Raw genomic sequence first — 24,758 nt, forward strand, 5'->3', positions numbered from 1 at the left:
TCCCCCCTAATAATTTAAATTAGTAGATTAGTAGGTTAACAACCGCAACGGAGCGTAGGGTTGGTTTCCTCAATCTTACGAATATTCTCTGTTTGATCTGGAATATGTTGCAGAATATCTTGGATGAAATCATATAACTCATTTTGTGAATTGAGGGAATAATAAATCCACTGTCCCCTCTTATCTTCTTTTACTAATCCTGCATCTTTTAACTTGCGAAGATGCTGACTAATAGCCGGCTGACTCATGTCAAACACCTCAAGAAGCTCGCATACACAACACTCACGTTGTTTTAAAATTGCCATGATCGTTAAACGTGTTTTATCACCAAGCAACTTTAAAACGTGTGATGCTTTTTCTATTTCCACTACTGTCTTTTGCATGGAAACACCTCCTATTCTTTTATGATTATATAGTTATTTACTTATATATATGAGCGAAAATGAAATATGATACTCCTAAATCCCTTTATTTGCAATTTTGTTCCTCTCACACTAAATAATGATGTCACATCTTTCATATCCACGAAATGGATATGGTAGTATAACCATACTTACTCTTCCCTTTAATAAGTATATAACTACATACTTATATAAAACAAGAGAAAAAAACGACTTTAACATAATCTTTACAAATTCAAACGAAAGTGTGAAATTCGGAAGTAAACTTGCCTTATCTCGTCTCCATTTGTTGTTATTCTTCAGAACGAGAGATTCTCCTCCTCGTCATAAATTTCTTTTATTTGTTTCGGTTCGTTTGTTAACTCCATTTCAAATCCTTATTTATTTGATAAGTAAAAAAGACTAACGACTCGAGTCGTTAGCTAACACTGTTTCGTCAACTGAATTCAGGATTTGTTCTAATTTGGTTCGGATCGCGTTTTTAAGCATGGATCTTAAATTTTTTTTATACTTCTTCTTAGTCAATGGACAAATATATTCTCCATCATCAATAACCTCGTTTTTTAACTCTCCATCTTCATTGAAAAACAACGTATATATTTCGTTGATTAGTTTATTTTCTTGCTGTATGTAGTTTATTGTTTCACTTTTGTATCCCTTGATCACTTTTTCGAAAATCATTTTAAAATCTTCAATAGACATCTCTTTCTTTAATTTGCGTTCCATTGTTTTTGGTGTTTCATTACTACTTTCTTGTTGATTTTTCTTTTCTAATTCTTGATACATCTCATCCATTTGCTCATATAAACCGATTAAAAAAGCATTTTCTTCTTCCAGTTTTTGAACTTTAACCGTTAATTCAGTGATTTGCTCGTAAACCAAGTTCAACTCATCCTGCATATTAATGAGTTGATTTTCTAATTGATTCTTCTCCTCCATGAGCTGTTTCATTAATTCTTCCGAGTGAGTGCTATCACCTTTAACTTCTTCAGAATCCAATTTATTATGCTTTTCACGATGGTCATTCGCCAACATTGAAAAAGAGTTTTCTACATACCATTCATAAACTCCCATTACTTCAGGCAAACCTGGTCTCTGTTCTTCAATAAACTCGAATAAATCATCGTGATAAATTCGCCAACCCTCCTTTCGATTTGCCGAACGTTCTGCTTTAATCTTTCCTTCTCTGATCCAACGAGTAACCATTTGAATTGAGTCAGTAATGTAATATTCCTGAAGTATTTTTAGTGCTTGGTGAACATTATATACTTCCATCTCCTTCTCCCCCGCTCAAAATTATTTAAAATAAAAATATGTTGGTAATGTTATACCTCACATTTCGCACCCTAACAAGGTCAAAACAAAGGATTTTTTATTTAGTTTTTCAGAATAACTTTTTGACCAACACAACGAGCGATGGCAATCCTTTTTTTACCATCGCTGGTCGTTCCGTATGACGTTACACGTAAATGCTCTCATCCAGCCCCAACCCCTGCAGAATCCTTCGTTGTTCAGGGGTGAGGGAGCGATCCAGTGAGCGTTGGATGCGTCCATCCGGCAGCTTGAACAGGACGACGTTCACATATTGAAACAGCTGAAAAATCGCCTGTCCCGTCGGCCGGGTCAGCTTGCGGCCTCCAGGAGCCTTCAACGGGTGTTCTGGAGTAATAAACTGACGCACTCGGCGCTGAAAAACGCGGTAAATCGCCAAGGCCAACAGAAACAAATAGCCTAATACTGCGACCCGTTCTGGTTTTTTGACGTAAATCTCATCCGTGAAAAACGGATCTTTCAAAAAAGCGAAGTTCATTTCCACCGAGATCTGCCCTTTATACAGCTTCAAGATCTCTTGGGCATCCATGGGTTGGCCCTTCCATTCCTTCGGAACGGTCGTGACGAGGACAAACCGGGACGCTTTCCGTCTCGCCTGTTCCCACGCGTCTTGGTCGAATTCGACGTCAAGGTGCAAGAAATACAGCGTCTCCACCTCGGGTTCCGCCCCTTTTTTCGGCCGTCCGCGCCGTTTTTTCAGGCGTACGATCTCTTCGACCGCGGCCTCAACCCGATGAAACCGGGGGCGAAGGGACGCCTTGAGGGACGCCAAGGCTTGTTCGGCATCTTCCCGGCAGGAGAAGGGGTGACGCTCCCAACGGGCTTGTTCCTCGCGAAGAAGCTCCGCTTCTTTGGTTCGTTCTTTTTCAAGCGTCTTTCCTTTTCGCTGGTCGAGTGCGCTCGATTCAACAACGATCAGCCGAACGGGGTGGCCTTCATACGTCGAGGCCGTTTCCCATACCCGGTACGTGGCGCCGTTTCTCTCCGCCAACGTAAAGGGATCGCTCCACGTCGTGTCCTCAGCATCCGCTTCGGCCAGCGCGGTTTTCACGATCCGGAGCGACGAAGGGCCTCTGGTGATCAAAAAGGCGTTGGCCGCTTTGGTTTGCGCCAGGGTCTCTTTCGTCATCGCGGCGGAATCGGCCACGTAAATCCATTCGTCTTCGATTTTGGCCTGCTTCAGCTGTTCATGGACACGAGACAGCACCTCGGGATTCCATGTTTTGTCCGGCAGGTTGCCGTCGTGCACATCGCCGTAAAACGGGATGCCGTCCTCGTTGCCGACCAGTCCGAAACCGATCTGTTTTTGCCAACGATGATGGCGGTTGTAGCCATGTGTGATCTGCAAAGCCTCTAATGAGGCCGATTCATACGCGCCGTAAACCGTCTTGTCCGTCGTATCGGCGTGAAAGGCTCGGAGGGAAAGGCCTTCTTTGCGATAAATGTGAATCAAGCAAGTGCTGATCACCTTGTGAATATCCGCCTCATACAGGCGGTCGAGATGACGAGCCAAGGCATCGTCGTTCAACCAGGAAGGATGGAGACCGGGACGGATGAGTTTCTCTAGATCGATCTCCTGAGCCCATCGTTCCACGTGAACGAGGGCTTGCCGGCCGTCAAACATATTGTAGATGATGGCCTGAACGGCATCGCTGACTCGAGTCTGGCACTGTGGATCAACGGGAACGAGATGGTCAATCAATTGGGGCAGGCCCAGTTTCTTGAATAGGGCACTTATTATATTCAAATAATGATTGCGATAGACCTTTTTGACTTGAACGTTCATAAGAGAAAAACTCCTTTACGTTCCTTGTGTGTCAAGGATTCATTCGACATCGGAACGAAAAAATCCTCCCGATTTTCGTCGAGAGGGTGCGAAATGTGAGTTATACCTATGACATTACCTAAGTAATTTTAGGAAAATAAGAAATGCTTGGCTTTAAGCGCCAAGCATTTTTATTAAAATCCCATTTAATTAATTAAGATCTCTAAAATTTAGGTCATTTGTTTTGTTAGTTTTGACTGTTTTTAATCAGGGCTTTGTTAAATTTCAATGTTGATTTTTAAACCACACAAAAAGACCGAAATAAATTCGGTCTTTTTGTGTGTCTTCTTCAACTATTGCATTATTCTTTCACATTTAGCAATCGCATGCTGTTTAATGTTACGATTAATGTTGCTCCCATATCCGCAAATATCGCTAACCATAACGTTAACCAACCAGGTACAATTAACAATAACGCCAGCACCTTAATGCCCAAAGAGAAGGTAATGTTTTGCTTAATAATTGCTAAAGCCTTGCGGCTCAATTTAATCGTATATGGCAATTTACTTAAATCATCAGACATTAAGACAATATCGGCTGTTTCAAGGGCTGTATCGGTTCCAGCACCACCCATTGCCACACCAACGGTTGAAGCTGCAAGAGCTGGTGCATCGTTCACACCATCTCCAACCATCGCCACGCTTTGATGCTTGTCGCGAAGCTCTTTGATGAAATTCAGTTTATCTTCTGGAAGTAAATCGGCTTTAATATCGGAAACACCGACTTGTTTTCCGATGGCTTCGGCTGTTCTTTGGTTATCTCCCGTCAGCATCACCGTTTTTTCAATACCGACTTGATGAAGTTTTCGAATAACCTCTTTGGATGATTCTCTTATTTCGTCTGCCACGGCAATTAACGCCAGAATTTCTTTTTCCGTTCCTAATGCCATGACCGTTTTCCCTTGTATTTGAAGGGTTGTAATTTGTTCTTTTATTTCTGATTGGATGCCATTTGGAAGAAGTTCTTCAAAAAGACCTGGACTTCCGACATAATACATTGCGTTATTTACTTTGGCTTTGACCCCTTTACCTGTAATGGATTGGAATTCTTCAACCGATACATCATTAAAATTCAATCCATCTTCTTCTGCTTTTCTTATAATGGCGGAAGCAAGTGGATGTTGTGAGCCTTTTTCAATGGCTGCTGTAATGGTCATTAGTTCATTTTCATTGCCATTATAAGTGACTACATCGGTGACGGAAGGAATACCTTTTGTTAATGTTCCTGTTTTATCAAAAGCAATCACTTTTAAGTTTCCTGCTTCCTCTAAATAAATACCACCTTTAATTAACACACCGTTTTTCGCTGCATTTCCAATGGCAGTTACAATCGAAACAGGCGTGGAAATAACCAACGCACACGGACAACCAACCACTAATACAGCTAGACCTCGATAAATCCATTCGCTCCAATCAGCACCCATAAATAATGGAGGAATAACGGCTAGTAAAAGAGCAAAAATGATAATGGCTGGTGTATAGTATTTGGCAAAACGATCTACAAACGCTTGAGAAGGTGCTCGTTCTGCTTGAGCTTCTTCCACTAAATGGATGATTTTCGAAAGAGTTGTATCTTCCACTCGTTTTGTAACTTTTACTTCCAATAACCCTTCTTCATTCAATGTTCCTGCAAAGACTTCATCACCGACTGTTTTGGTTACTGGAACACTTTCTCCCGTAATGGCAGCCTGATTTAGCGTAGATGTACCCTTGATGACGATTCCATCCATCGCTAATTTCTGACCAGGCTTTACGATCATAATATCTCCGACTTGAATATCGTCAACAGGGACCATCATTTCTTCATTTCCGCGACGAATTAATGCTTCTTTTGGAGCAATATCCATCAACGATTCAATGGATTGACGAGCTTTATCCATGGAATAACGCTCTAAGGCTTCGCTAATGGCGAATAGAATAACAACCGTTGCACCTTCTCCCCATTCACCAATCGCTGCAGCTCCTAAAATCGCCACTGTCATCAGCGTATTCATATCAAAATTCAATCGAACTAGGTTTTTGAAACCTTTTATAAATAACGAATATCCACCGATTAAAATTGCTGCAGCATATCCAATTGTCGCAAAGATATGCTCTTCTCCGTATTGCTTCCCTAAAAACCAACTGATCACAAGCAAAACGGCGGAAATATACACTTTAATGTTCTCTTTTTGCTTCCAAAAAGGTTCACGCTTGACTGATTTTTCTTTATCTTCCCGAACCTTTAAGTTTTCAAAAGCTCCTGCTTTTTCTAATTCTTCGATGGTTGTTGTACCCCAAACGGTAATTTTAGATGCTCCAAAGTTTACTTTAGCATCTTGAACACCTGGCAATGATTTTACATTATTTTCAAACTTTGCCGCACAGTTTGCACAAGTAAATCCTTGAACACGGTAGGTTTTCGCTTCTGATTTAGATAATTTTGCTTGTTGTTCAGACACGGACTTTCACCTCTTTATCATGTGCTAACGCAATCATGATTAACTGCTTAATATGGTCATCATCCAGCGAATAAAATGCTAGCTTTCCTTCTTTTCGATACTTTACAATCCCTTGTTTATAAAGAGTCCGTAAATGATGGGAAGTGGTTGCAACAGAAGCCCCAATGATATTGGCAATATCACATACACATAACTCTTCATCTTGGCAAAGTGAATAGGCAATTTTTGCCCTATTTTCATCTGCCAGTGCTTTAAACAACAGGACAACACTGGATATATCTTCTTTTTGCAATTCCCCTTGTATTCGATTGACTTTTTCTTCGTCATAACAATAAATTTCACATGTATCTTTCTTACTCATTCATTATCCCCCTTTCATATTCAAATTTCCGTTTGAATATATTATACCTCATTTCTTTTATTATTCAAACATTTATTTGAATGAAAAACAAAAAAGAATTGGATGTAAAAAATCAACCTAATATTTACCAGGCATTTCATTTAATTAGCTACATCAAAAAATTCTATTAGCTAAAAACAATAAACCTCATTATCCGCAAAAAGATAATGAGGTTTACTATTTCTTAACCAAAGAATGTTTGGAACAATAAATATGCGTTTAAGCTGATAATCACCATCGCTACCATCCAAGCAAGAACTTTCAACCATAATGGATTTGCGAACTCGCCCATTTTCTTTTTATCGCTAGTGAATTGAACGAGAGGCACTACCGCGAAAGAGAGCTGTAAAGAAAGAATAACTTGGCTCAAAATAAGTAATTGAGCCGTTCCGCTTTCGCCATAAAGAGCAGTTACAACAACGGCTGGGACAATGGCAATCAATCGAGTGATCAGCCTTCTTAACCAAGCAGGAAGGCGAATGTTTAGAAAACCTTCCATCACAATTTGACCAGCTAAGGTTCCTGTTAATGTGGAGTTTTGACCAGAAGCCAACAAAGCAACTCCAAATAAAATACTTCCAAGTGTTGTTCCAAGCAGTGGAGCAAGCAAGTGATAAGCATCTTCAATCTCCGCAACATCTTTCATTCCTGCTTTATGGAATGTAGCAGCAGAAACAATAAGGATAGATGCATTAATAAATAAAGCGAAAAAGAGTGCAATGGTTGAATCCCAAGTGGCATATTTGATCGCTTGTCGTTTACCCGAGCTGGTTTGTTCGTATTGACGTGTCTGCACAATGGAAGAATGCAGATAAAGATTATGAGGCATTACGGTTGCACCTAAAATACCGATTGCAATATAGAGCATGGATGGATTGTTAATAATCTCTGGGCTTGGAACAAATCCCTTCAATATGCCACCTACATCTGGCTTAGAAAGAAAGATTTCAGTCACAAAGCAAGCACCAATGGTTAGAATTAAAACAATTACCAACGTTTCAATATAACGAAACCCTTTATTCTGTAATAGCAATACGACCAGTACATCCAGAGCTGTAATAATCACTCCATATATTAACGGAATGCCAAACAACAATTTCAAAGCGATTGCCGAACCGATCACTTCGGCTAGATCACAAGCTGCGATTGCCAACTCGCATAAAACCCATAAGATCATTGCTACAGGCTTGCTGTAATGGTCGCGACAAGCTTGGCTAAATCCCTTCCCGTTACAATTCCCAACTTGCCAGCCAATGCTTGAAGCAATATTGCCATTAAATTGGAAAGCAAAATAACGGAAAGCAACGTGTATCCGAACTGGGAACCTCCTGCGATATCAGTCGCCCAGTTTCCCGGGTCCATATACCCCACGGCAACTAAGTATCCTGGTCCAGCAAACGCAAGAAACTTTTTCATCCAAGAACCCGTTTTTGGTATACGCAAACTTCTATATACTTCGGGCAATGTTGGTTGTGTCCGTTTCTTTCTCCAACCTTCCTCAACGACTAACGGCAGTTTTTTTATATTTTCACTCATGATGATCACCTCATGATTGGTTTTCGCTAAATATTTTGCATTAAGGAAACTTTTGGGGTAAAAAAATTTGCTCCTACAACTTAGAATTAGATATATGTAAGAGCAAAGAAAATGTTGCCTAAATAAATTGTACATCAGAAACTTTTTTAGTCAATGGAAACTTTTATCGTTTGTTAGTTTAAGATCGCTAAAATATTGAACAAGGTACTGACCTTGTTCAAACCATTTAATGATATTTGAAGCTTATGTTTGAATGAATACTCTCCCACTTACGCTAAGCTTAGAAGGGCTATAAAAAGTTCTAACCACAACATTGCAAGCACCTTCAATGGTTTAAAATATCATTTATCAAATACTCTGCATCGGCACCCACTCCTCCAATAAGAGCAGATCCCCTTCGATACTGCCACGGCAATCCCAAGAAGTACAATCCTTTCACAGAAGTTACCCCTCTTTGGTGAATGGGCTTTCCTCTATGGTCTAAAACATTCGGAATTTGAATCCAACTGTAATCAGAATAAAATCCAGTTGCCCAAATGACATTTTGAACTTGAATTTGACTGTTATCTGCAAAAGAAATAACATCTCCTAAAATACTTTCTGTTCTGGGTTTAATTTTAATTTTGCCTTCTTGTATTAAATGTTTCAGTTCTTTACCGAAAATAGGGTCACTTTGCTTACTGATAAACTGACCTAACGAGCTGTTGATATGGACATTTAATAAACCTAATTTTTTAAACCACCAGAAAATACTTTTACCCATTATTTCAAGTGGAAAGAACTTCATTTTATGACCTACAGATAAATAAACTTCTCTGTCTTCGGACAATTCAACAGCAATTTGTGCCCCTGAATTTCCCGCACCGACTACCAAAACAGAGCCTTCTTGTAATTGAGATGGATTCAAATAACGGGATGTATGCACTTGATACACTTTATCGGATAAGCTTTCTGCAAATGGTGGAATGTATGGCTTTTGGAAAGGACCCGTTGCTACAACCACTTTCTCTGCCACATAATTACCATTATTGGTTGTAACTTTAAAAATCTCATCTTCTTTTTGAAGGGAAATGACTTCTGTGTTCAGATGAATAGGTAATTCAAATTTTTGAGCATAATCCTCTAAATAATCGGCAATTTCATCCTTGGTTGGATATCCGTTCGGGTCACCCTTTAAAGCCATTCCTGGCAAAGAACTGAACCAGCGAGGAGTAAAAAGAACTAAGGAATCATATCGGTTTCTCCAAACATCTCCGATTCGATTTTCCTTGCCAACAATGGCAAACAATATATTATTTTGTTTCAGATAATATCCCATCGCTAGTCCTGCCTGACTAGCACCGATAACCAGAACATCAACGATGTGTTGCATTTTATCACCTCTCTTCTGAAAAGGATTAAACTTTCATTTCCCCGTGATGGATTTGAGAGGTTTCAATTTGAATGGTTGCATGCTGAATTTTAAAGTGGTCCTCAATAAAATGGATCGCTTCTTGTAAAACCTTTTGGCTGTCTTGATGATCTTCAATCAAAATATGGCAACTTAATGAGTCTAACCCTGAAGTAATTGTCCAAATATGAAGGTCGTGAACGTTAATCACTCCTTCAATACTTTCTAAGGCTTTTTTCACTTCATTTTGGTCAATGGTAATTGGCGTTCCTTCCATCAAAATGTGAACCGTATGTTTAATCACTCCCCAAGCGCCTTTCAAGATTAATAAGGCAACCAAAATGGAAATAATGGGGTCAGCGACATACCAACTAAAGAGCCACATGACAAGCCCAGCGATGATAGCACCTACGGAACCCAAAGCGTCACCGATCACATGAAGATAGGCACTACGCAGATTGACATTATTTTTTACATCCCCTTTTTTCATTAACGCCCAGGCACTTAAAAGATTGGCAAAAAGTCCAATGGACGCAATCAGCATCATAGAGCCGCTAGCCACGGTTGGAGGATTGTAAAAACGTTCAATTGCTTCCCAAATAATAAATCCAGCGATAACAAACAAGGTAACTCCATTAAACAAAGCGGCTAAGATTTCAAAACGATAAAAGCCATACGTTTTATTGGGGGAAGCTGGTTTGGTGGCAAACCAAATTGCCACTAAGCTAAGAACAAGTGAACTAGCATCACTAAGCATATGACCAGAGTCAGAAAGAAGGGCTAGGCTGTTTGTGATTAAACCTCCGAAAAACTCTAACAACATAATTCCAGCGGTAATGAGAAGGGCAATTGTAAGCCCTTTTTTATTTCCTTCTCTACTGTGATCATGGTGATGTCCGTGGTGATGGTGATGACCATGGTGGTCGTGAGAATGATGGTGGTGATGATGATGCATGATAAAATACCTCCTTAATGATGTTCAGAATGGTCAATGGCTTGTTTTAATAATGAAATAACATGTTCGTCATCGCAGGAGTAAAACAGTGTTTTTCCTTCACGGCGATACTTAACCAGTCTCAGATTTCGTAACATACTAAGTTGATGGGAAACGGCTGATTGAGACATTTCCAACACTTCTGCAATGTGATTGACATTGCACTCTTCTTGCGATAACAAATAAAGAATTTTGATTCGTGTTGGATCGGCTAATACCTTAAATATTCGCGATACATTTTCAATGGTTTCAGATTTTAAGAAAGAATGGTCTTCCATCTTCATGATGATTCCCCTCACTTTATTTATTATATATGAGCATATGTTCATATGTATGTATCATATTTTATATTCATTTTTTTGTCAAGTTTAGGAAATGTTTTTTCATGAAAATGGGTTATTTAGCTCATAATGAATGGAAGGAGGATGATGACAACCGTTCAGGTGGAAAAATCGGACTTGCAACATGGCGATTTAAGGGTATAAAAAGGACAGCAGTGAGCTGTCCTTTCGAATATCAGCACATCTTTTGTAAATTCTTCTTCAAGTTCCCGTATGACGTTATCCTCAAGTTTTTTACAGAAAAAACAAGTAAAATGAAACCAATATAAAACCGATTATAGCCATGATAACACAGTATATTTTGGTAGATGCGCGTAAAGCTGTTCCAAAAATTTCTTTTCCCGTCACGGAAAGCATTACCCCCATCGCCAATGCGATAATCATTGCTACTAACCAAGGAACCCCCATTCCGTAATTGCTTCCGATGAATGCTCCAACTCCTATGGGGGCGGAGGCTATGGTTGCCCCAAGTATGATGCTGAGAATTCCAAACCCAGCCATCAGCAAGGGAGTAAAAACAGCAATACCTTCTGGAATATTGTGAAGCATAATCGCAGTCATCATTGGTTTAGTCAATGAATCGTGAGTATTGGCTCCAAGTGCGATGCCTGTTGGAAAATTGTGTAGGGCAATACTGAATGTTAAAAATAGACCAGAATGTACAAATAAGTCTTTTTTAGCGTCATTGGTAATAATGATCACATGATGGGAAACCTTTTCTAGATGCTTATAAATAAAATAACCAAAAATCAATCCGACAATAGCAATAAACCAACCTCCAATTTCTATGCTTTCAGGCAAAATTTCCATCGTGACCAGTCCAAATATCATACCACTACATACTGAAAAAATGGTTGGCGTTCCTTTTTGCCAGCCTTTAAACAACCAAGCAATCACTCCGCCAGATAACATTCCAATAGCAGAAGCAGAAAACCCTAAAAGCCAAAGTGAGTTCATCCATCATCCCCCTTGTACTAAGTTGTCTTTACTTTTATATCTGCCAAACTTATAAAATATGCCTTAAGAAAACAAAAAATCCTCCACCGTGGGAGGATTGTAAAGCCTTCGTTTTCGGAAAAGTGAGGTTTGTTTATTATAAAGGCATTGGAGTTTTAGTTGGTTTTGCGTAACCTTCTTTGTACTTTTCATCAATGTAATGGCGAATTTCCTTTATAGACTTACCTTCTTGTTTCATTTTAATGGATTCCGCTGCGATTTGTAAGCAAACACCACAACGAGTACCGTGGTCATCCCAGACAACAGAACCATCTTTATTGATTTTTTTGACAAAGCAATTCATACTACTTTTATGTCCCGCACTCTCGGCACAACCGCAATAACAAGGAATCCATTGTAACAACTCTATTGATTTGCCAGCAGCTTGATATACCAAGCGGACCTCTTCACTTTGACCTTTCAAAAAGGTCGGTAAAACGTCAGCAGAAGCAGTTTTTTCTTGCAAATCCCCATTGGAAGAATGCTCTTGATGTGATTGTTCTTTATTGGAACTGCAAGCCGAAATGATCAAAGTGAGCAGAAGTAAAACAATCATTCCCTTATATTTCATCCTTGTCACCTCTTATAACATTAGACATGACTAATATATCATAAGGGGTGGACATATTCAGCGTAATAATAAATTGTTCAAAATATTGTCAATTTATAAAGCTAAATCAACATATTATATTAGTCAACTATAATATGATCAGTTATAATAGGTACCGTCAAGAATTTTGTGTAATGCAAGATAGATAGGGTATCTCTGAAATGGATTTGGAATGGATAGGGGACTAGTTTCCTCCACACGAGGGACTGAATATTCAGTCTATTGCGCAGAAAGGGAGAATCCCCTTATCGTATTGGTTTGATATTTACATTATTTGGTTAATTGTAACGTTCTTCAAACATTCGCTCGAGGGCTTCCTGTGCTTCGGCAAATCCTCTTAACTTTCGCCCTGCCCATTTCTCATTAAAATCTTGGATGGTCAAATACACGACTTTTTCCGCGGCTTCTAAACTGCTCAAACTGTTCATCGGCTTTAGACGTTTCCGAATCTCTTTGATCGTTCGTTCAATGGCATTGGTTGTATAAATCACACTTCGAATACTGCTCGGATAGTCCATAAAGGTGAGAAGGACATCCAACTCATTTGCCCACGATTGGACTTCCCTTGGGTATTTGTGAGACCATTTGGATTGAAACTGTTGAAACATCTCCAATGCGATTTCTTTATTCGGAGAACGATAAATGAGTTTCAGGTCCTCCGCCATTTCGAATTGATCTTTTTTCCGAACACAACGGAGATAGCAGCCGTTTCTCCTATTCGGTGTTCGAGCCTGTTCGATTTCGAGGAAATGTTTGATTTCTTCCCGCATAATCAGCTCTAATTTTTCTTTCACAAATTGACGAATAACACTTTCCAGTTGATTTGCCCAGTCGACATTCGGTATACTTCTTTTAGACATAGGTAGGGTTCTCCTTTCTCTAAGATTTTTGGTCCAATCAGAGAATACCCTACCTTTTTTCTTTTGTTCTAGCAAAATGTTTTACACAAACTTTTATACATCACCAATCGGTCAGGGTGACTTTTTGGTAATACTGCTTGCTGATATAACTTGTGTTTAAGCATTGAATGGATTGGCAATTTGCGAATTTTTTCTATGTTTATCAAACTTCCTTCATTTTCCCGGGCTTTTTTGATTATGTCAAAAGGAATATCCGGATGGACAAAATAATTTTCAATCTCAGCTTGAGTAACTCCCAGCTTTCGGGCTATCGTGACAACCTTTACTCCGCTATTAACCATTTGATCAATCAACATATGTTTGTCCAACCACTTTGTTGTTTGATGATGGAACATCCTCCGTAGCAACTTAATTCTTTGTTCTGTTTCATTCGAATATCGCTGAATAACGCAAAATATTTTTGGGCACCTTTTATGCATTTCATTCATTTTTTTATATGCTAAGTATTCTGGGTACCCCGCAACTAACCAATATTTATCTTCCGTTCGATCCTTTTCAACAATAACATGGCTGCTTAACTGATCCCCTCCCTCTAATATTTTGACCATTTTCTCTACTGCTCTTTTTGAAACATTTTCAACGTATATGGGGACAATTTTATCTAATTCAATGGATTCCATCCAAATCCCATCAAGCTTCATTCGTACCCCTCCCCATCATATTTTGTAAAACTATATGAGAAGGGAAATTTGTCTAATAACAATAAACCAGCATTAGGAATCCAATATCCTAATGCTGGTTTGTAAAAAGAGATCGTGTCATATATGCTTGTTTCGGATGGTTTATTTGCTCTGGATATAGCGGTTCTAATTTCCCTTCCTTAAGCAATCGTGAAATGTACTTTTTGCGAAGAGGATCCATCTGCCTATTCAGTAATTGACTTAATTCTTTGAGCGTTAACGGCTTAATTGCACAAAGATTTAAAATGATCTCATCCATTTCGGAAGGATTTAATCTCTTTTTCTTCCTTGCTAATTCAGAAATATCCAATAGCACTTTTTCATGATCTTTTGTTTGTTCGTTTTCGTTAGGTCCGGAGTTAGCAGCGTTAGGTCCGGAGTTATTAACATTAGGTCCGGAGCTTATCCGATTATATCTGGAGTTCCCTATAGACTTTTGATGAAACATTTCCGTTAGCGTATATTTTGTACCTCTTCCTTGTCCATTTGGTTCTAAATATCCTTTTTCCACCAGTCCGGATAATAATTTGCTTATTTCATCACTCTTTTTATCTGTCAGGCTTTGCAATCTCGTATTGGTCACATAATTTTCTTGATGTGCCGTCACTAAAATTAATACTTCATCATTGGTTAAAAACTTATAATGTTTCCCAAGAACTGCTTTTAGAAAATCGACGCTTTCCTGCGGTAATAATGAAGTTGTTCGCAACGTAAGAATCGTGCGATCCGGCTGAAATTCTTCAATTAATTCTGGGGCAGTCCAATGTTGTTCTTTCCACGCCAAATGAATATTCTCAATCCCCGACCCTGCCCGTTCACCAAGTCCGATTAACATAAACATTTTAAAAATCGTTGGATTTCTCGGATCACTTATTCCACCTTTCAGTGCTTGTTGCAAAGGAATCCGAAGAACACCCGGGTTGGAAAATCGAAATAACATCTTTTCCTTTTCGATAACAATTCCGCGTTGCCCGTAGTAATCGGCATGAGCCAACGTATTGACTAAAGCCTCACGAAGAGCAGCGTGCACCCTTGTATCATCCTTGCGAAAAAGCCCCTCCATTTGAAAAGGAATGTTTAAATCATCCGTTAGTCTACGGATGACTTTAAAATAAAAATCATACAAATTCCCCGACCAAGTGCCGTCGGAAGAAATAATCCGATCTGTCCATCTCTCCCCCGGCACATCCGAACTCTTTTCCCGATATTCTAAGAAATACTGCGGTAAATACTCTGTAATGCTGCGCTCTTCCCCAAACATGAGCAACCCGGCTAATGTTAGCCCTTCCTCGTTGGTTTCGCGTAGCCTTCCCAAAGCTCCAATTTTATATAAAAATTCCTTCAGTTCTAAACCATTCCAAGGATGATCTGGTTTCAAAGAAGAAAAGCGATTTCGATAACTTCTCACCGATTCCATATTCAAATCATTTAAACCGTAATTGGGAAGAACTTTGCTGTCTTGAGGAATTGGAGATTGGTCCGCTATCATTCGCTGTACTTCTTCTTTTGTACATTTATAGTCTCCTTCATAATTGCGGCGATATGTACCTGTAAAAGGATTATGACCAATATAAATTGGCTTGTCCTCACGTGAAGCTCTTGGAACATAAATTTTCACGATTTCTTTTCCGTCAACTTCAACAATTTCTACATTTCGATCCACTAAGATATTTTTACTAATCCTTTGTGGATTATTAATTCCATCCCAAAAGTCTTTAACTAACTTTTTTGCATCAACATCGACTGGGAAAAACTCTTGTCCTTTTTGCTCGACCCCAAGCAAAATAATACCGCCATTTGTATTCGCAAAAGCAGAATACGTTTCCCAAACATCTTTCGGTAACCCGCCTTTGGCTGCCTTACATTCCAATTCGGCATTTTCTCCATCGTCTATAATACGCAACAAATCCTTCGCGTCCATTCCGCCATATATCCCCTTTAAATTTCTAATATTTAATACAAATTATTTGACAACGAAAAGAAACAATCCTTTTAACATTCAACAAATTATACAATTTTCCATTTGTCAAAGAAATTTATGATTCACTAAGACAAAAATGTATTACAAACGTTATTTTAGCATGATCACTAAACATTATCGAACCATACAGCAAACCATTAATCAAATGAGCAATAATTAAAAATTGCAACATCAAACAAATAAAAAAATCACTTCTGTATACAAGTGATTCCTCATTTACATATTTAAAGCTCCTTTGCAAAACGAAGCTCAGCCTTCGTTCATGATTTTTGTCTCTAGCTGCGGCCAAAAATAGAGCATTTCCTCGCGCATCATCGTCAAAATGTCGCGCTGCCAGTCCTCAAGTTCACGGCTGTATTCTTCGATAAACAGCAAAACGTCTTTTTCCGGCTGCGGCGGAAACTTGCGGCGCTTTTTCCGCGGCGGCGCTTTCGGTTTGTTTCGCTCATCGAGCGTCCATAAATCGTCATATGGCGTGGATGTCTTAGGCGGGGCTTCTTCCTCATACACCTCTGTATCCTCCCACGTCCATGACAACTTTGGCCGCAACAGCGACGGATCGATATGCTCCTGAATGGCTAAGACGGCATCCAGAAACTTTTCCACTTCCCATTTTCCGTATTGGTGCTCATAATGTTTGATCCGCTCTGCTGTCGCCGCCATGCTTTCCACCATATCCCGCTTCGTGTTGCTGAAGCGGACGTTGTTTTTGAAAAAGTCGCTGTGCGCCAATACATGAGCGACGATCAGCTTATTTTGGATGAGCGTATTCGTATCGAGCAAAAACGCGTAGCAAGGGTCCGAATTGATGATGAGCTCGTAAATTTTGCTTAACCCTAAATCATAATGAAGCTTCATTTTGTAAAACTGTTTCCCAAAGCTCCAGTGGGAAAACCGCGTCGGCATCCCGTAAGCGCCAAACGTATAAATAATGTCAGCCGGGCAAATCTCATAGCGCATCGGATAAAAGTCAAGGCCAAATCCTTCCGCAATTTCCGTAATCTCCGCAATGGCCCGTTCCAGCTCTTTCAGCTCGTCCTGCCGCATCCATCTCCCCCCTCTTTTTCCTCTTATCACAATGTATGAGGGAAACGGCGTTTTGATACGTTCCATCGTTTGGCATGAACGCGCAGCGCCCCATTTTCATTTGTGGACCGTTGGCTTATAATGGTCATATACAAGAAATCGCGGCAAAGCGTGGGGGTCATTTGCAGCACTATTTGCATTATCTTATCGAACACTTCGGCTACATCGGCATTATGGTTGCGCTGATGCTCGGCATTGTTGGGCTGCCGATCCCCGACGAGCTGCTGTTGACATATGCCGGTTACCGCGTTTCAACGGGGGCGTTTTCGTATCCGCTCGCCTTTCTCGCCTGTTGGTTCGGGGCGATCGCAGGCATTTCACTCAGTTATATCCTTGGCATCACATTAGGGCTGCCGTTTTTGCATAAATTCGGTGCCAAATTCCATCTAACCGAGAAACGGCTCGAGCAAACGAAAGCGCTTTTTTCAAAACTTGGCCCAGCGGTATTGTTCATTTGTTATTTCATCCCCGGTGTTCGGCATCTCGCCGCCTTTTGGGCCGGCACAAACGCCTACAGTTTGAGAAAGTTTGCCTTGTTTGCCTACAGCGGGGCGATGGTGTGGGTCGCCGTCTTTTTAACGATCGGCGCCGCCTATTTTGAAAGCCGCTGGATGGCCGTCAAGCAGTACATCCACGCCTACCGTCCGTTCTTATTTCCCATCTTTTTGGCCGCTCTTGGCTTCGCCATCCTTTATTGGTACATGCAACAAAAGCGGAAAACACCGGTGTAATCCCGGTGTTTTCCATTTCTCGATGCACGCTATACGTTCTCGCGCGGACCGCGGTGATACGTTTCTGTCAGCAATCCCATAAACAGGCCGAATCCGAACATAAACATCGAGGCCCCGATAATGCCGAGACTGATGATCGTCAAGAAATAGTCTTTGTTGTAAGCGCTTGCGATAAAACTAAGCAAAAACAGTACGACTCCGACAATCAATCCCACTGACGCCATCCATTTGCACATGTTGATCATTTCTTGCCCTTCGTGCCGTTTGTTCATTCTCATCATCCCCTTATTTTGAGGATACTACCCTTGTCACAAAATTGCAACATTTATTTTTCCTTTTTCGTTTTCATTTCGGTTATAATTTATATTTTGCCTTCTGTCGCAACATTTACAGGGCAACAAAACGCCTTCCCGTCATACACTAACAATGACTCCTTCTTGATAAAGGAGGCATGCCGCTTGAACACCGTCGACTATGATAAGGCGCTCTATTACACGCATCGCTCCGAATGGGACAATTTGCTCATTTTAATGGTGCGTACGCCTGATGATATTCTGTCAAAAAAAATTGAAAAGTTTCTCCACGCTTATAATTTTGAACATGACTACTCCGTCATCCAGGAGCGGTTGCACGCCTTGCTTCGCTATATTGACCATGCACTTGAAGTGAGCGAACAAAAAATGGGAGTCGAGCAGTACGCGCAGTTTTACTCGTAAAACGAACGGGGAATTGGCCGATGCCAATTCCCCGCAGATTGTGCTGATCATTGCGCATAAGAAGGAGAAACGGTGCTGAGCACATCCTTTACGCGCTGCATGACGGCTTCTGTTAAGCGGGCTAGTCTTTCTTCGCTGTCCTCCAGCGACGTCCCTTTGACGCCGAAGTACGCCTTCATTTTCGGCTCCGTCCCTGATGGACGCAGACAAAACCACGAGCCATCCTCCAAGATATACTTGAGCACATTGGATGTCGGCAAATCAATGGCCGTTTTTTCGCCGGTCAACGTGTTCGTCCGCTCTTTCGTTTTGTAATCCTCAATCACCGTCACCTTTTTCCCCGCGGCCTCCACCGGCGGCTGTTGGCGGAACGACGCTAAAATCGCGGCAATCGCCTCTGCTCCTTCTTTGCCTTTCAGCGTGAGCGATCGTTGTCCCTCGCGATAATAGCCGTACTGGTCAAACAATTGCAAGAGCGCCTCATACAACGATAGCCCTTGCTTTTTATAAAACGCGCACACTTCCGCCGCGAGGACAGCCGCCTGCACGGCATCTTTGTCGCGGACAAAATCGCCGATCAGATACCCATAGCTTTCCTCATATCCGAACTGGAACGCATATTGCCCTGTTTGTTCGTATTCCTTCATTTTTTCGCCGATAAATTTGAATCCAGTGAGTGTATCGACAGTCTCAAGGCCAAATGATGCAGCGATTTCCCGGCCAAATTCGGATGTCACGATCGTTTTTAAGACAACACCATTTTCCGGCAGAGTGCCTTGAGCTTTTCGTTGCGACAGCAAATAGTGGAGCAACAAGCCGCCGGTTTGATTGCCGGTCAGCACGACATAGTTTCCCTTGTCATTTGTAACCGCCACTCCCATCCGGTCGGCATCCGGGTCAGTGGCGATCAACAGATCGGCGTTCACTTGCTTGCCCAACTCCATCGCCATAGCGAAGGCCGCGTGTTCTTCCGGATTGGGCGAGGCGACCGTCGAGAAATTCGGATCCGGCAGCTCCTGCTCTTTGACGACAAAGACGTTTTGGTAGCCGAGCTCAGCGAGCGCGCGGCGCACCGGTTTGTTTGACGTGCCGTGAAGCGGCGTAAACACGATATTGATCGCCGCTTCCCGAGCGAGCTCCGGATGGATGGAAATCGTTTTGACCGCATGGATATAAGCATCATCGACTTCGCTTCCGATGATGCGAATAAGGCCTTTTTCTCTTAACGTTTCCTCATCTTCCACATGAATGGCGAGCTCATTTTCGACTTCATTGACATAGCGGATCACTTGGTCGGCGACAGCAGGCGGCAACTGTCCCCCGTCCTCTCCATACACTTTATAGCCGTTATATTCGGGCGGATTATGGCTAGCGGTGATGACAATGCCGGCAAACGCCCGCAAATAGCGAACAGCAAACGACAGTTCCGGCGTTGGACGCAATTCATCAAACACGTATGTTTGAATGCCGTTCGTCGCCAACGTTTTCGCCGCCTCCATCGCAAATTCCGGCGACTTATGCCGGGAGTCATAGGCAATGACGACCCCGCATTGCTTCGCCTCATCCCCAAACGATTGTATGTATCGCGCCAATCCTTCCGACGCTTTTCGCACCGTATACATGTTCATTCGGTTCGTCCCCGGGCCAATCTCGCCGCGCATGCCGCCGGTGCCGAATTCGAGATTTTTGTAAAAGCAATCCTCCAGCCATCGTTCATCATTGCGGCGTTGTTCCAACAACCGCTTCAATTCCGGATCGAGCTGCGGCTCACGCAGCCATTGTTCGTATTTTTGTCTCCACTCCATCCCTGTTCCCCCTTGATTTTCATTTTCCCTGTTTATGTATTCGCTCCCATCATACAATATACCTGCCAAAAGAAAAAGGATGCCCTGGAAAAAATGTGGGCATCCTTTTTCCCCCATTACCCTTGCGGCTGCGACGGCTCCGAAATGTTCGTCAACGCCTGTTCAGCCGCTTCGTTTGATGCGCTGTTCGTCGCAATATCGCCTAGCGCAACAATGCCTTGAAGCTGGTTGTTTTCCACGATCGGCAAACGGCGAACTTGATGTTGGGCCATGACATTCGCGGCTTCCTGTACGCTCATATTCGGCGTACCGGTGACGACTTGGTTCGTCATGACCTCCGCTACTTTGACGGTCGACGGGTCTTTTCCTTGGGACGAAACACGCAACGTAATATCGCGGTCCGTAATCATCCCTTTGACTTGCCCGTTTTCCACAACCGGAAGCGCCCCAATATTTTTTTGGCTCATGATTTGCGCTGCTTCTTGCACCGTTTGGTTCGGCGAAATCGTTGCGACGTTTTTCGTCATAATGTCCTGCACTTTGTTTCCGCTGTTGTTCGTCAATGTGATCCTCCCCTTTCACCGATTAGTATGGCTCGTTTGTCGAGCAATATAGATAGAAAATGTTGTTTTCTTTCCTGCCCTTTGCCGGTTATGAATGAACGTGCCGTTTTCCATCCCTTATAATGGAGCTAACGGAGGCAAGATCGGGAACATGATGGGAAGAAGGAGAGAACATGGAACGAGAAAAACGTGCGGAGAACTTGCTTTTGGCCGCATGGGCGACCGCGCTCATCGCCACGCTCGGAAGCCTTTATTTTTCTGAAGTGCTCGGCTTTATTCCTTGTGATCTTTGCTGGTTTCAACGCATTTTTATGTACCCGCAAGTCGTGATTTTAGGAATCGCCATTGTGCGCAAAGACGCTGCGGCAGCTCGCTATAGCTTCACACTGTCATTGATTGGCGGGGGTATTTCTCTGTATCATTATGGATTGCAAAAAATTCCGCTGCTTCAAGAATACGCCATCAGCTGCGGCCGCATTCCGTGCACAGGGCAATATATAAACTGGCTTGGATTTATCACTATTCCATTTTTGGCGTTCACTGCCTTTATGATCATTATGTTGTTAAGTTGGACCGTCATGCGCCAGCAAAGAAAGGAGAGCGAACGTTGAAAAAACTGCTCGCATTTGGCGGCATCATTGTCGTCCTGTTCGCTGCGATCGCGTTTATTACGATGTACGAACAAAAAGAAGCCGCAAGCAACAATCCTTACCATAAAAGTGAGCTCAACCCAGCCACCATCGCCCAACTTGACGACCCGAACTACCGCAACATTATTTTGCCCGCGGAGTTGAAACAGCAGCTGGCTGACGGCAAGACGCTCACCGTTTACTTTTACAGCCCGACATGCCCTCACTGCCAGCGGACAACGCCGATCGTCGTGCCGCTCGCAAAGGAGCTTGGCATCGATTTAAAGCTGTTCAACTTGCTTGAATTCGAAGACGGGTGGGACAGATACCATATCGAAGCAACCCCGACCATTGTCCATTATGAAAACGGCAAAGAGATAAAACGCATCGAAGGATACCATGATGAGGAAACGTTCCGCCGATGGTTTGCTTCGTTGCCAATGCCAAAAAAATAAGGGGATGCGCCTTTTACAAGACGCAGCCCCTTGCGCTACATCACCCACTGGCTTGCAGCGGGAACATACACGCTGCACGGCATCGCCCGCTTGTGGGCAAACTGCTTGGCCCGAAATGGGAACGTGATGCCATGGCGAGCCAAAATGTTTTGATTGCGGACAAACAACCACTCGTATTGATCGCACTCTCCATGTTCCCCGATATATTCAATGACGGTGATCAGCGACTGCAGCGCAGAAATAATTTGGAATGCCTCTTTCATCGTCCCATTATATGCAACATGGCCATCGTTCAGCGAAAGAATGCCCCATTCCTCAAACTGGCGAATTTGTTCATCATCGAAGTAATACGGGAACACATCGGTATAAAAGTAGTTGAGCAAATACTGCATGTAATGCTCTTGTTCCGGAGTCGCTGCATACATCATTTTCAACGTCCCTACCACCTTTTCTCGCCGCAATGCTTGCGTTTTCCATCACTAAGACGATACTATGAGTGTACCATATCTCGCGCAAGGATAGGGGTAGAAAGTGTTTCCACAGCTAACAAACAATTGGGAGTGTGACAACCTTTGTGGACAAGAAAAGGCGATTGGCTGGAATGCATCATCCCTAGCTGGTGGAGCGGTTTGACGATTGAACAGCTCCTGAAAGACGTATGGGCCGCCTCGAAAAAGCTCGCCCACCGTTGGCGGATGGAACACGGCGTCAAACTGAACGGCCAGGCTGTTCCCTGGAAGACGATGCTCAACGAACGCGACCGGCTTCAGCTTTACGCATATGAGCCGGAGCCGTCGTTCATCGTTCCAGAATATCGGGAGCTTTCGATTTTATGGGAGGACGACCATCTGCTCGTCTTGAACAAAGAAGCCGGCATCGACATTCATCCGTCCGAACCGGGGCAAACCGGCACGCTTGCGAATGCCGTTTCCTTTTATTTGCAGTCGCAGGCAATTTTAACAAAAGTGCGCCACATTCACCGACTTGACCGCGACACGTCGGGAGCGATTTTATTTGCCAAACACCCGCTTGCCGGTGCGACGCTCGACCGGATGCTCGCCCACCGTGCCATCAAGCGGACGTACGTCGCCCTTGTTCACGGTCGTTTGTCCCCGAAATCAGGAACCATTTTCGCGCCAATCGGCCGCGACCGCCACCATCCAACGCGCCGGCGCGTCTCGAAGACGGGGGCAAAAGCGGTGACACACTATCGCGTCATCAAAACATTCCCGTCAACATCGCTTGTCGAGCTTTCTCTCGAGACTGGACGGACGCACCAAATTCGCGTCCATTTGGCCCATCTCGGCCATCCGCTCGTCGGCGACACGCTTTACGGCGGCCAGCCGATATTTCATCGTCATGCGCTGCATGCCGCTAAACTAACGTTCCGCCACCCGTTTACAAATGAGGAAGTCGTCTGCCTCGCACCGACGGACGACTTTCCCGTTCCCCTTCCATCCGTTTACAGCCAAGAACACTGCTAACGTTTCGCGGCACGCCAAAGCAGGCGCCTCCAAGGCAGACGCAAAAAAGGCAGACGTTTCCCCGTCTGCCTTACAAACGCAGCTGCTCTTCTTCAACGTCCGCCGTTTCGCTTTCTTCCTCTCGATCCGGTTCTTTTTTCACCACCTCGAGCGTCTTGACGTGATGACCATCCATCTCTTTGACCGTAAAGAGATAGTTGTCGATTTCCACAGTATCGCCTGTTTTGATGTCATAATGCTTCGTCAACACCCAACCGCCGATTGTATCGACATCGTCATCATCGATTTCAAGCCCTAACAAATCGTTCACTTCACTAATGAGCACCTTGCCATCCAAAATGAACCGATCGCCAATGTTTTGGATAAGCGGCGTTTCATCGATATCGAACTCATCCTGGATTTCACCGACAATTTCTTCCAAAATATCCTCAACTGTTACCAATCCGGATGTGCCGCCGTACTCGTCGACTAAAATCGCCATATGGATGCGTTCTTTTTGCATTTTGACCAACAAATCGTGAATGGCGATCGATTCAATCACTTGAATAATCGGGCGGATATAGTCTTTGATCTGTTTATCATGGGACGGGTTGGCGATGAAATCCGTAAACACTTCCTTCACGTTAATGAGCCCGAGCACATGGTCCTTATCGCCATCAATGACCGGGTAGCGCGTATACTTTTCCTCCTGGATGATCTCCAGGTTTTCCTTCACGCTTTTGTTAATATCGAGCGCGACAATTTCTTTGCGCGGCACCATAATTTCCTTCGCTATGCGATCGTCAAAGCGGAAAATGTTGTTGACATAGCGATACTCGGATTGATTGATCTCCCCGCTTTTATAGCTTTCTGATAAAATTTGGCGCAACTCTTCCTCGGAATGGGCAATTTCGTGCTCCGCCACCGGCCTGAGGCCAAACAGGCGCGTCACTAATCGGGCTGTGTTATTTAACGACCAAATCACGGGGTACATGATTCTGTAAAACCAAATGAGCGGCTTGGCTGTCCACAGCGTAATCGCTTCTGCTTTATGAATAGCAAATGTTTTCGGCGCCAATTCGCCGACAACAACATGCAAAAACGTGATCAATGAAAACGAAATAATAAAGGCTAAAAAGTGGGAAACGGATTCCGATAAATGGAGGCGTTCAAACAGCGGCAGCAACATCCGCGCCACCGTCGGCTCCCCAAGCCAGCCAAGCCCAAGCGAGGTGAGCGTAATGCCGAGCTGGTTCGCCGATAAATAGCCATCCAAGTTCGAAATCACTTTTTTCGCCGCGATCGCCCGTTTATTGCCTTCATTGATAAGTTGGTCGATGCGCGTGCTGCGCACCTTGACGATCGCAAATTCCGAAGCGACGAAAAAGGCGGTGCAGGCAATAAGCAGCGCCACTAACAGCAAACTGGCTATGTCCAATTCATCTCCGAGCGCGGATGAAGCGC

General features: G+C 42.9%; 22 protein-coding genes and 3 pseudogenes. 5 read left to right on the plus strand and 20 right to left on the minus strand.

Annotated elements, in window-relative coordinates:
• Nucleotides 1-35: 35 nt before the first annotated feature.
• From CD000_RS12415 to CD000_RS12495, 15 genes and pseudogenes are all read right to left on the minus strand, one after another.
• A complete protein-coding gene (locus CD000_RS12415) occupies nt 36-383 on the minus strand; it encodes an ArsR/SmtB family transcription factor (protein WP_011230091.1) in 348 nt (115 codons plus the stop codon).
• A 420-nt stretch (nt 384-803) separates the two neighbouring features.
• Complete coding sequence (locus CD000_RS12420; RefSeq protein ID WP_011230090.1) at nt 804-1,676, minus strand: DNA-binding protein; 873 nt, start codon at nt 1,674-1,676, stop codon at nt 804-806.
• A 184-nt stretch (nt 1,677-1,860) separates the two neighbouring features.
• Nucleotides 1,861-3,519: an IS1634 family transposase gene (locus tag CD000_RS12430; protein ID WP_096224667.1), complete on the minus strand. Its 1,659-nt coding sequence runs from the start codon at nt 3,517-3,519 to the stop codon at nt 1,861-1,863.
• A gap of 340 nt (nt 3,520-3,859) precedes the next feature.
• Nucleotides 3,860-5,998 (minus strand): heavy metal translocating P-type ATPase, encoded by a 2,139-nt coding sequence (locus CD000_RS12435; RefSeq protein ID WP_096225775.1) that lies wholly within the window; start codon nt 5,996-5,998, stop codon nt 3,860-3,862.
• On the minus strand, nt 5,991-6,359 hold the full coding sequence (locus CD000_RS12440; RefSeq protein ID WP_011230088.1) for an ArsR/SmtB family transcription factor: 369 nt from the start codon (nt 6,357-6,359) through the stop codon (nt 5,991-5,993). Before CD000_RS12440 ends, CD000_RS12435 begins: the two co-directional genes overlap by 8 nt.
• A gap of 223 nt (nt 6,360-6,582) precedes the next feature.
• Nucleotides 6,583-7,934 (minus strand): annotated as a pseudogene (locus CD000_RS12445) (Nramp family divalent metal transporter).
• Between the two features lie 325 nt (nt 7,935-8,259).
• Nucleotides 8,260-9,306, minus strand: coding sequence for a flavin-containing monooxygenase (locus tag CD000_RS12450; RefSeq protein ID WP_011230086.1), 1,047 nt, complete (start codon nt 9,304-9,306; stop codon nt 8,260-8,262).
• Between the two features lie 25 nt (nt 9,307-9,331).
• Nucleotides 9,332-10,279: a cation diffusion facilitator family transporter gene (locus tag CD000_RS12455; RefSeq protein WP_011230085.1), complete on the minus strand. Its 948-nt coding sequence runs from the start codon at nt 10,277-10,279 to the stop codon at nt 9,332-9,334.
• Between the two features lie 14 nt (nt 10,280-10,293).
• Nucleotides 10,294-10,602, minus strand: a complete 309-nt coding sequence (locus CD000_RS12460; protein WP_011230084.1) for an ArsR/SmtB family transcription factor — start codon at nt 10,600-10,602, stop codon at nt 10,294-10,296.
• A 291-nt stretch (nt 10,603-10,893) separates the two neighbouring features.
• On the minus strand, nt 10,894-11,616 hold the full coding sequence (locus tag CD000_RS12470; RefSeq protein ID WP_012749256.1) for a ZIP family metal transporter: 723 nt from the start codon (nt 11,614-11,616) through the stop codon (nt 10,894-10,896).
• Nucleotides 11,617-11,752: 136 nt separating this feature from the next.
• Nucleotides 11,753-12,226: a PCYCGC domain-containing protein gene (locus CD000_RS12475; protein WP_011230081.1), complete on the minus strand. Its 474-nt coding sequence runs from the start codon at nt 12,224-12,226 to the stop codon at nt 11,753-11,755.
• Between the two features lie 317 nt (nt 12,227-12,543).
• A pseudogene (locus tag CD000_RS12480) lies at nt 12,544-12,963 on the minus strand (transposase); the annotation flags it as partial.
• A gap of 230 nt (nt 12,964-13,193) precedes the next feature.
• Nucleotides 13,194-13,826, minus strand: a complete 633-nt coding sequence (locus tag CD000_RS19220; RefSeq protein WP_021322734.1) for a hypothetical protein — start codon at nt 13,824-13,826, stop codon at nt 13,194-13,196.
• An 88-nt stretch (nt 13,827-13,914) separates the two neighbouring features.
• Nucleotides 13,915-15,786: an RNA-binding domain-containing protein gene (locus CD000_RS12490; protein WP_011230079.1), complete on the minus strand. Its 1,872-nt coding sequence runs from the start codon at nt 15,784-15,786 to the stop codon at nt 13,915-13,917.
• A 312-nt stretch (nt 15,787-16,098) separates the two neighbouring features.
• Nucleotides 16,099-16,893: pseudogene (locus CD000_RS12495) on the minus strand (SpoVR family protein); the annotation flags it as partial.
• Nucleotides 16,894-17,054: 161 nt separating this feature from the next.
• Here CD000_RS12495 and CD000_RS12500 point away from each other — a divergent pair.
• Nucleotides 17,055-17,663: a DedA family protein gene (locus tag CD000_RS12500; RefSeq protein WP_096225776.1), complete on the plus strand. Its 609-nt coding sequence runs from the start codon at nt 17,055-17,057 to the stop codon at nt 17,661-17,663.
• Nucleotides 17,664-17,692: 29 nt separating this feature from the next.
• Here the strand turns inward: CD000_RS12500 and CD000_RS12505 are convergent, their stop codons facing one another.
• Nucleotides 17,693-17,941 (minus strand): hypothetical protein, encoded by a 249-nt coding sequence (locus CD000_RS12505; protein ID WP_025039331.1) that lies wholly within the window; start codon nt 17,939-17,941, stop codon nt 17,693-17,695.
• Between the two features lie 180 nt (nt 17,942-18,121).
• Between CD000_RS12505 and CD000_RS12510 the strand changes: the two genes are divergently transcribed.
• On the plus strand, nt 18,122-18,379 hold the full coding sequence (locus CD000_RS12510; RefSeq protein WP_013146280.1) for a YhdB family protein: 258 nt from the start codon (nt 18,122-18,124) through the stop codon (nt 18,377-18,379).
• A gap of 47 nt (nt 18,380-18,426) precedes the next feature.
• On the opposite strand, the gene CD000_RS12515 is transcribed toward CD000_RS12510, so the two are convergent.
• The gene (locus CD000_RS12515; protein WP_096225777.1) at nt 18,427-20,184 is read right to left on the minus strand and encodes a phospho-sugar mutase; all 1,758 of its coding nucleotides are present in this window, start codon (nt 20,182-20,184) and stop codon (nt 18,427-18,429) included.
• A gap of 116 nt (nt 20,185-20,300) precedes the next feature.
• Nucleotides 20,301-20,747, minus strand: a complete 447-nt coding sequence (locus CD000_RS12520; protein ID WP_011230073.1) for a CBS domain-containing protein — start codon at nt 20,745-20,747, stop codon at nt 20,301-20,303.
• Nucleotides 20,748-20,920: 173 nt separating this feature from the next.
• Between CD000_RS12520 and CD000_RS12525 the strand changes: the two genes are divergently transcribed.
• Nucleotides 20,921-21,358: a disulfide formation protein C gene (locus CD000_RS12525; protein ID WP_011230072.1), complete on the plus strand. Its 438-nt coding sequence runs from the start codon at nt 20,921-20,923 to the stop codon at nt 21,356-21,358.
• Nucleotides 21,355-21,831: a thioredoxin family protein gene (locus tag CD000_RS12530; protein WP_096225778.1), complete on the plus strand. Its 477-nt coding sequence runs from the start codon at nt 21,355-21,357 to the stop codon at nt 21,829-21,831. The genes CD000_RS12525 and CD000_RS12530 overlap by 4 nt, the downstream gene beginning before the upstream one ends.
• A 35-nt stretch (nt 21,832-21,866) precedes the next feature.
• On the opposite strand, the gene CD000_RS12535 is transcribed toward CD000_RS12530, so the two are convergent.
• A complete protein-coding gene (locus tag CD000_RS12535; RefSeq protein WP_095858886.1) occupies nt 21,867-22,265 on the minus strand; it encodes a YhcU family protein in 399 nt (132 codons plus the stop codon).
• Nucleotides 22,266-22,403: 138 nt separating this feature from the next.
• Between CD000_RS12535 and CD000_RS12540 the strand changes: the two genes are divergently transcribed.
• Nucleotides 22,404-23,315, plus strand: a complete 912-nt coding sequence (locus CD000_RS12540) for an RluA family pseudouridine synthase (RefSeq protein ID WP_096225779.1) — start codon at nt 22,404-22,406, stop codon at nt 23,313-23,315.
• Nucleotides 23,316-23,385: 70 nt separating this feature from the next.
• On the opposite strand, the gene CD000_RS12545 is transcribed toward CD000_RS12540, so the two are convergent.
• Nucleotides 23,386-24,732 (minus strand): hemolysin family protein, encoded by a 1,347-nt coding sequence (locus tag CD000_RS12545; protein ID WP_096226290.1) that lies wholly within the window; start codon nt 24,730-24,732, stop codon nt 23,386-23,388.
• Nucleotides 24,733-24,758 lie beyond the last annotated feature (26 nt).

Origin of the sequence: Geobacillus sp. FJAT-46040, from assembly GCF_002335725.1 — a bacterium.
Lineage (GTDB): Bacteria > Bacillota > Bacilli > Bacillales > Anoxybacillaceae > Geobacillus > Geobacillus thermoleovorans.

Coding starts and splice junctions, on each gene's coding strand:
- CD000_RS12415 (WP_011230091.1), bottom strand. CDS start 383: ATGCAAAAGACAGTAGTGGAAATAGAAAAAGCATCACACGTTTTAAAG.
- CD000_RS12420 (WP_011230090.1), bottom strand. CDS start 1,676: ATGGAAGTATATAATGTTCACCAAGCACTAAAAATACTTCAGGAATAT.
- CD000_RS12430 (WP_096224667.1), bottom strand. CDS start 3,519: ATGAACGTTCAAGTCAAAAAGGTCTATCGCAATCATTATTTGAATATA.
- CD000_RS12440 (WP_011230088.1), bottom strand. CDS start 6,359: ATGAGTAAGAAAGATACATGTGAAATTTATTGTTATGACGAAGAAAAA.
- CD000_RS12450 (WP_011230086.1), bottom strand. CDS start 9,306: ATGCAACACATCGTTGATGTTCTGGTTATCGGTGCTAGTCAGGCAGGA.
- CD000_RS12455 (WP_011230085.1), bottom strand. CDS start 10,279: ATGCATCATCATCACCACCATCATTCTCACGACCACCATGGTCATCAC.
- CD000_RS12460 (WP_011230084.1), bottom strand. CDS start 10,602: ATGAAGATGGAAGACCATTCTTTCTTAAAATCTGAAACCATTGAAAAT.
- CD000_RS12470 (WP_012749256.1), bottom strand. CDS start 11,616: ATGAACTCACTTTGGCTTTTAGGGTTTTCTGCTTCTGCTATTGGAATG.
- CD000_RS12475 (WP_011230081.1), bottom strand. CDS start 12,226: ATGAAATATAAGGGAATGATTGTTTTACTTCTGCTCACTTTGATCATT.
- CD000_RS19220 (WP_021322734.1), bottom strand. CDS start 13,826: ATGAAGCTTGATGGGATTTGGATGGAATCCATTGAATTAGATAAAATT.
- CD000_RS12490 (WP_011230079.1), bottom strand. CDS start 15,786: ATGGACGCGAAGGATTTGTTGCGTATTATAGACGATGGAGAAAATGCC.
- CD000_RS12505 (WP_025039331.1), bottom strand. CDS start 17,941: ATGAGAATGAACAAACGGCACGAAGGGCAAGAAATGATCAACATGTGC.
- CD000_RS12515 (WP_096225777.1), bottom strand. CDS start 20,184: ATGGAGTGGAGACAAAAATACGAACAATGGCTGCGTGAGCCGCAGCTC.
- CD000_RS12525 (WP_011230072.1), top strand. CDS start 20,921: ATGGAACGAGAAAAACGTGCGGAGAACTTGCTTTTGGCCGCATGGGCG.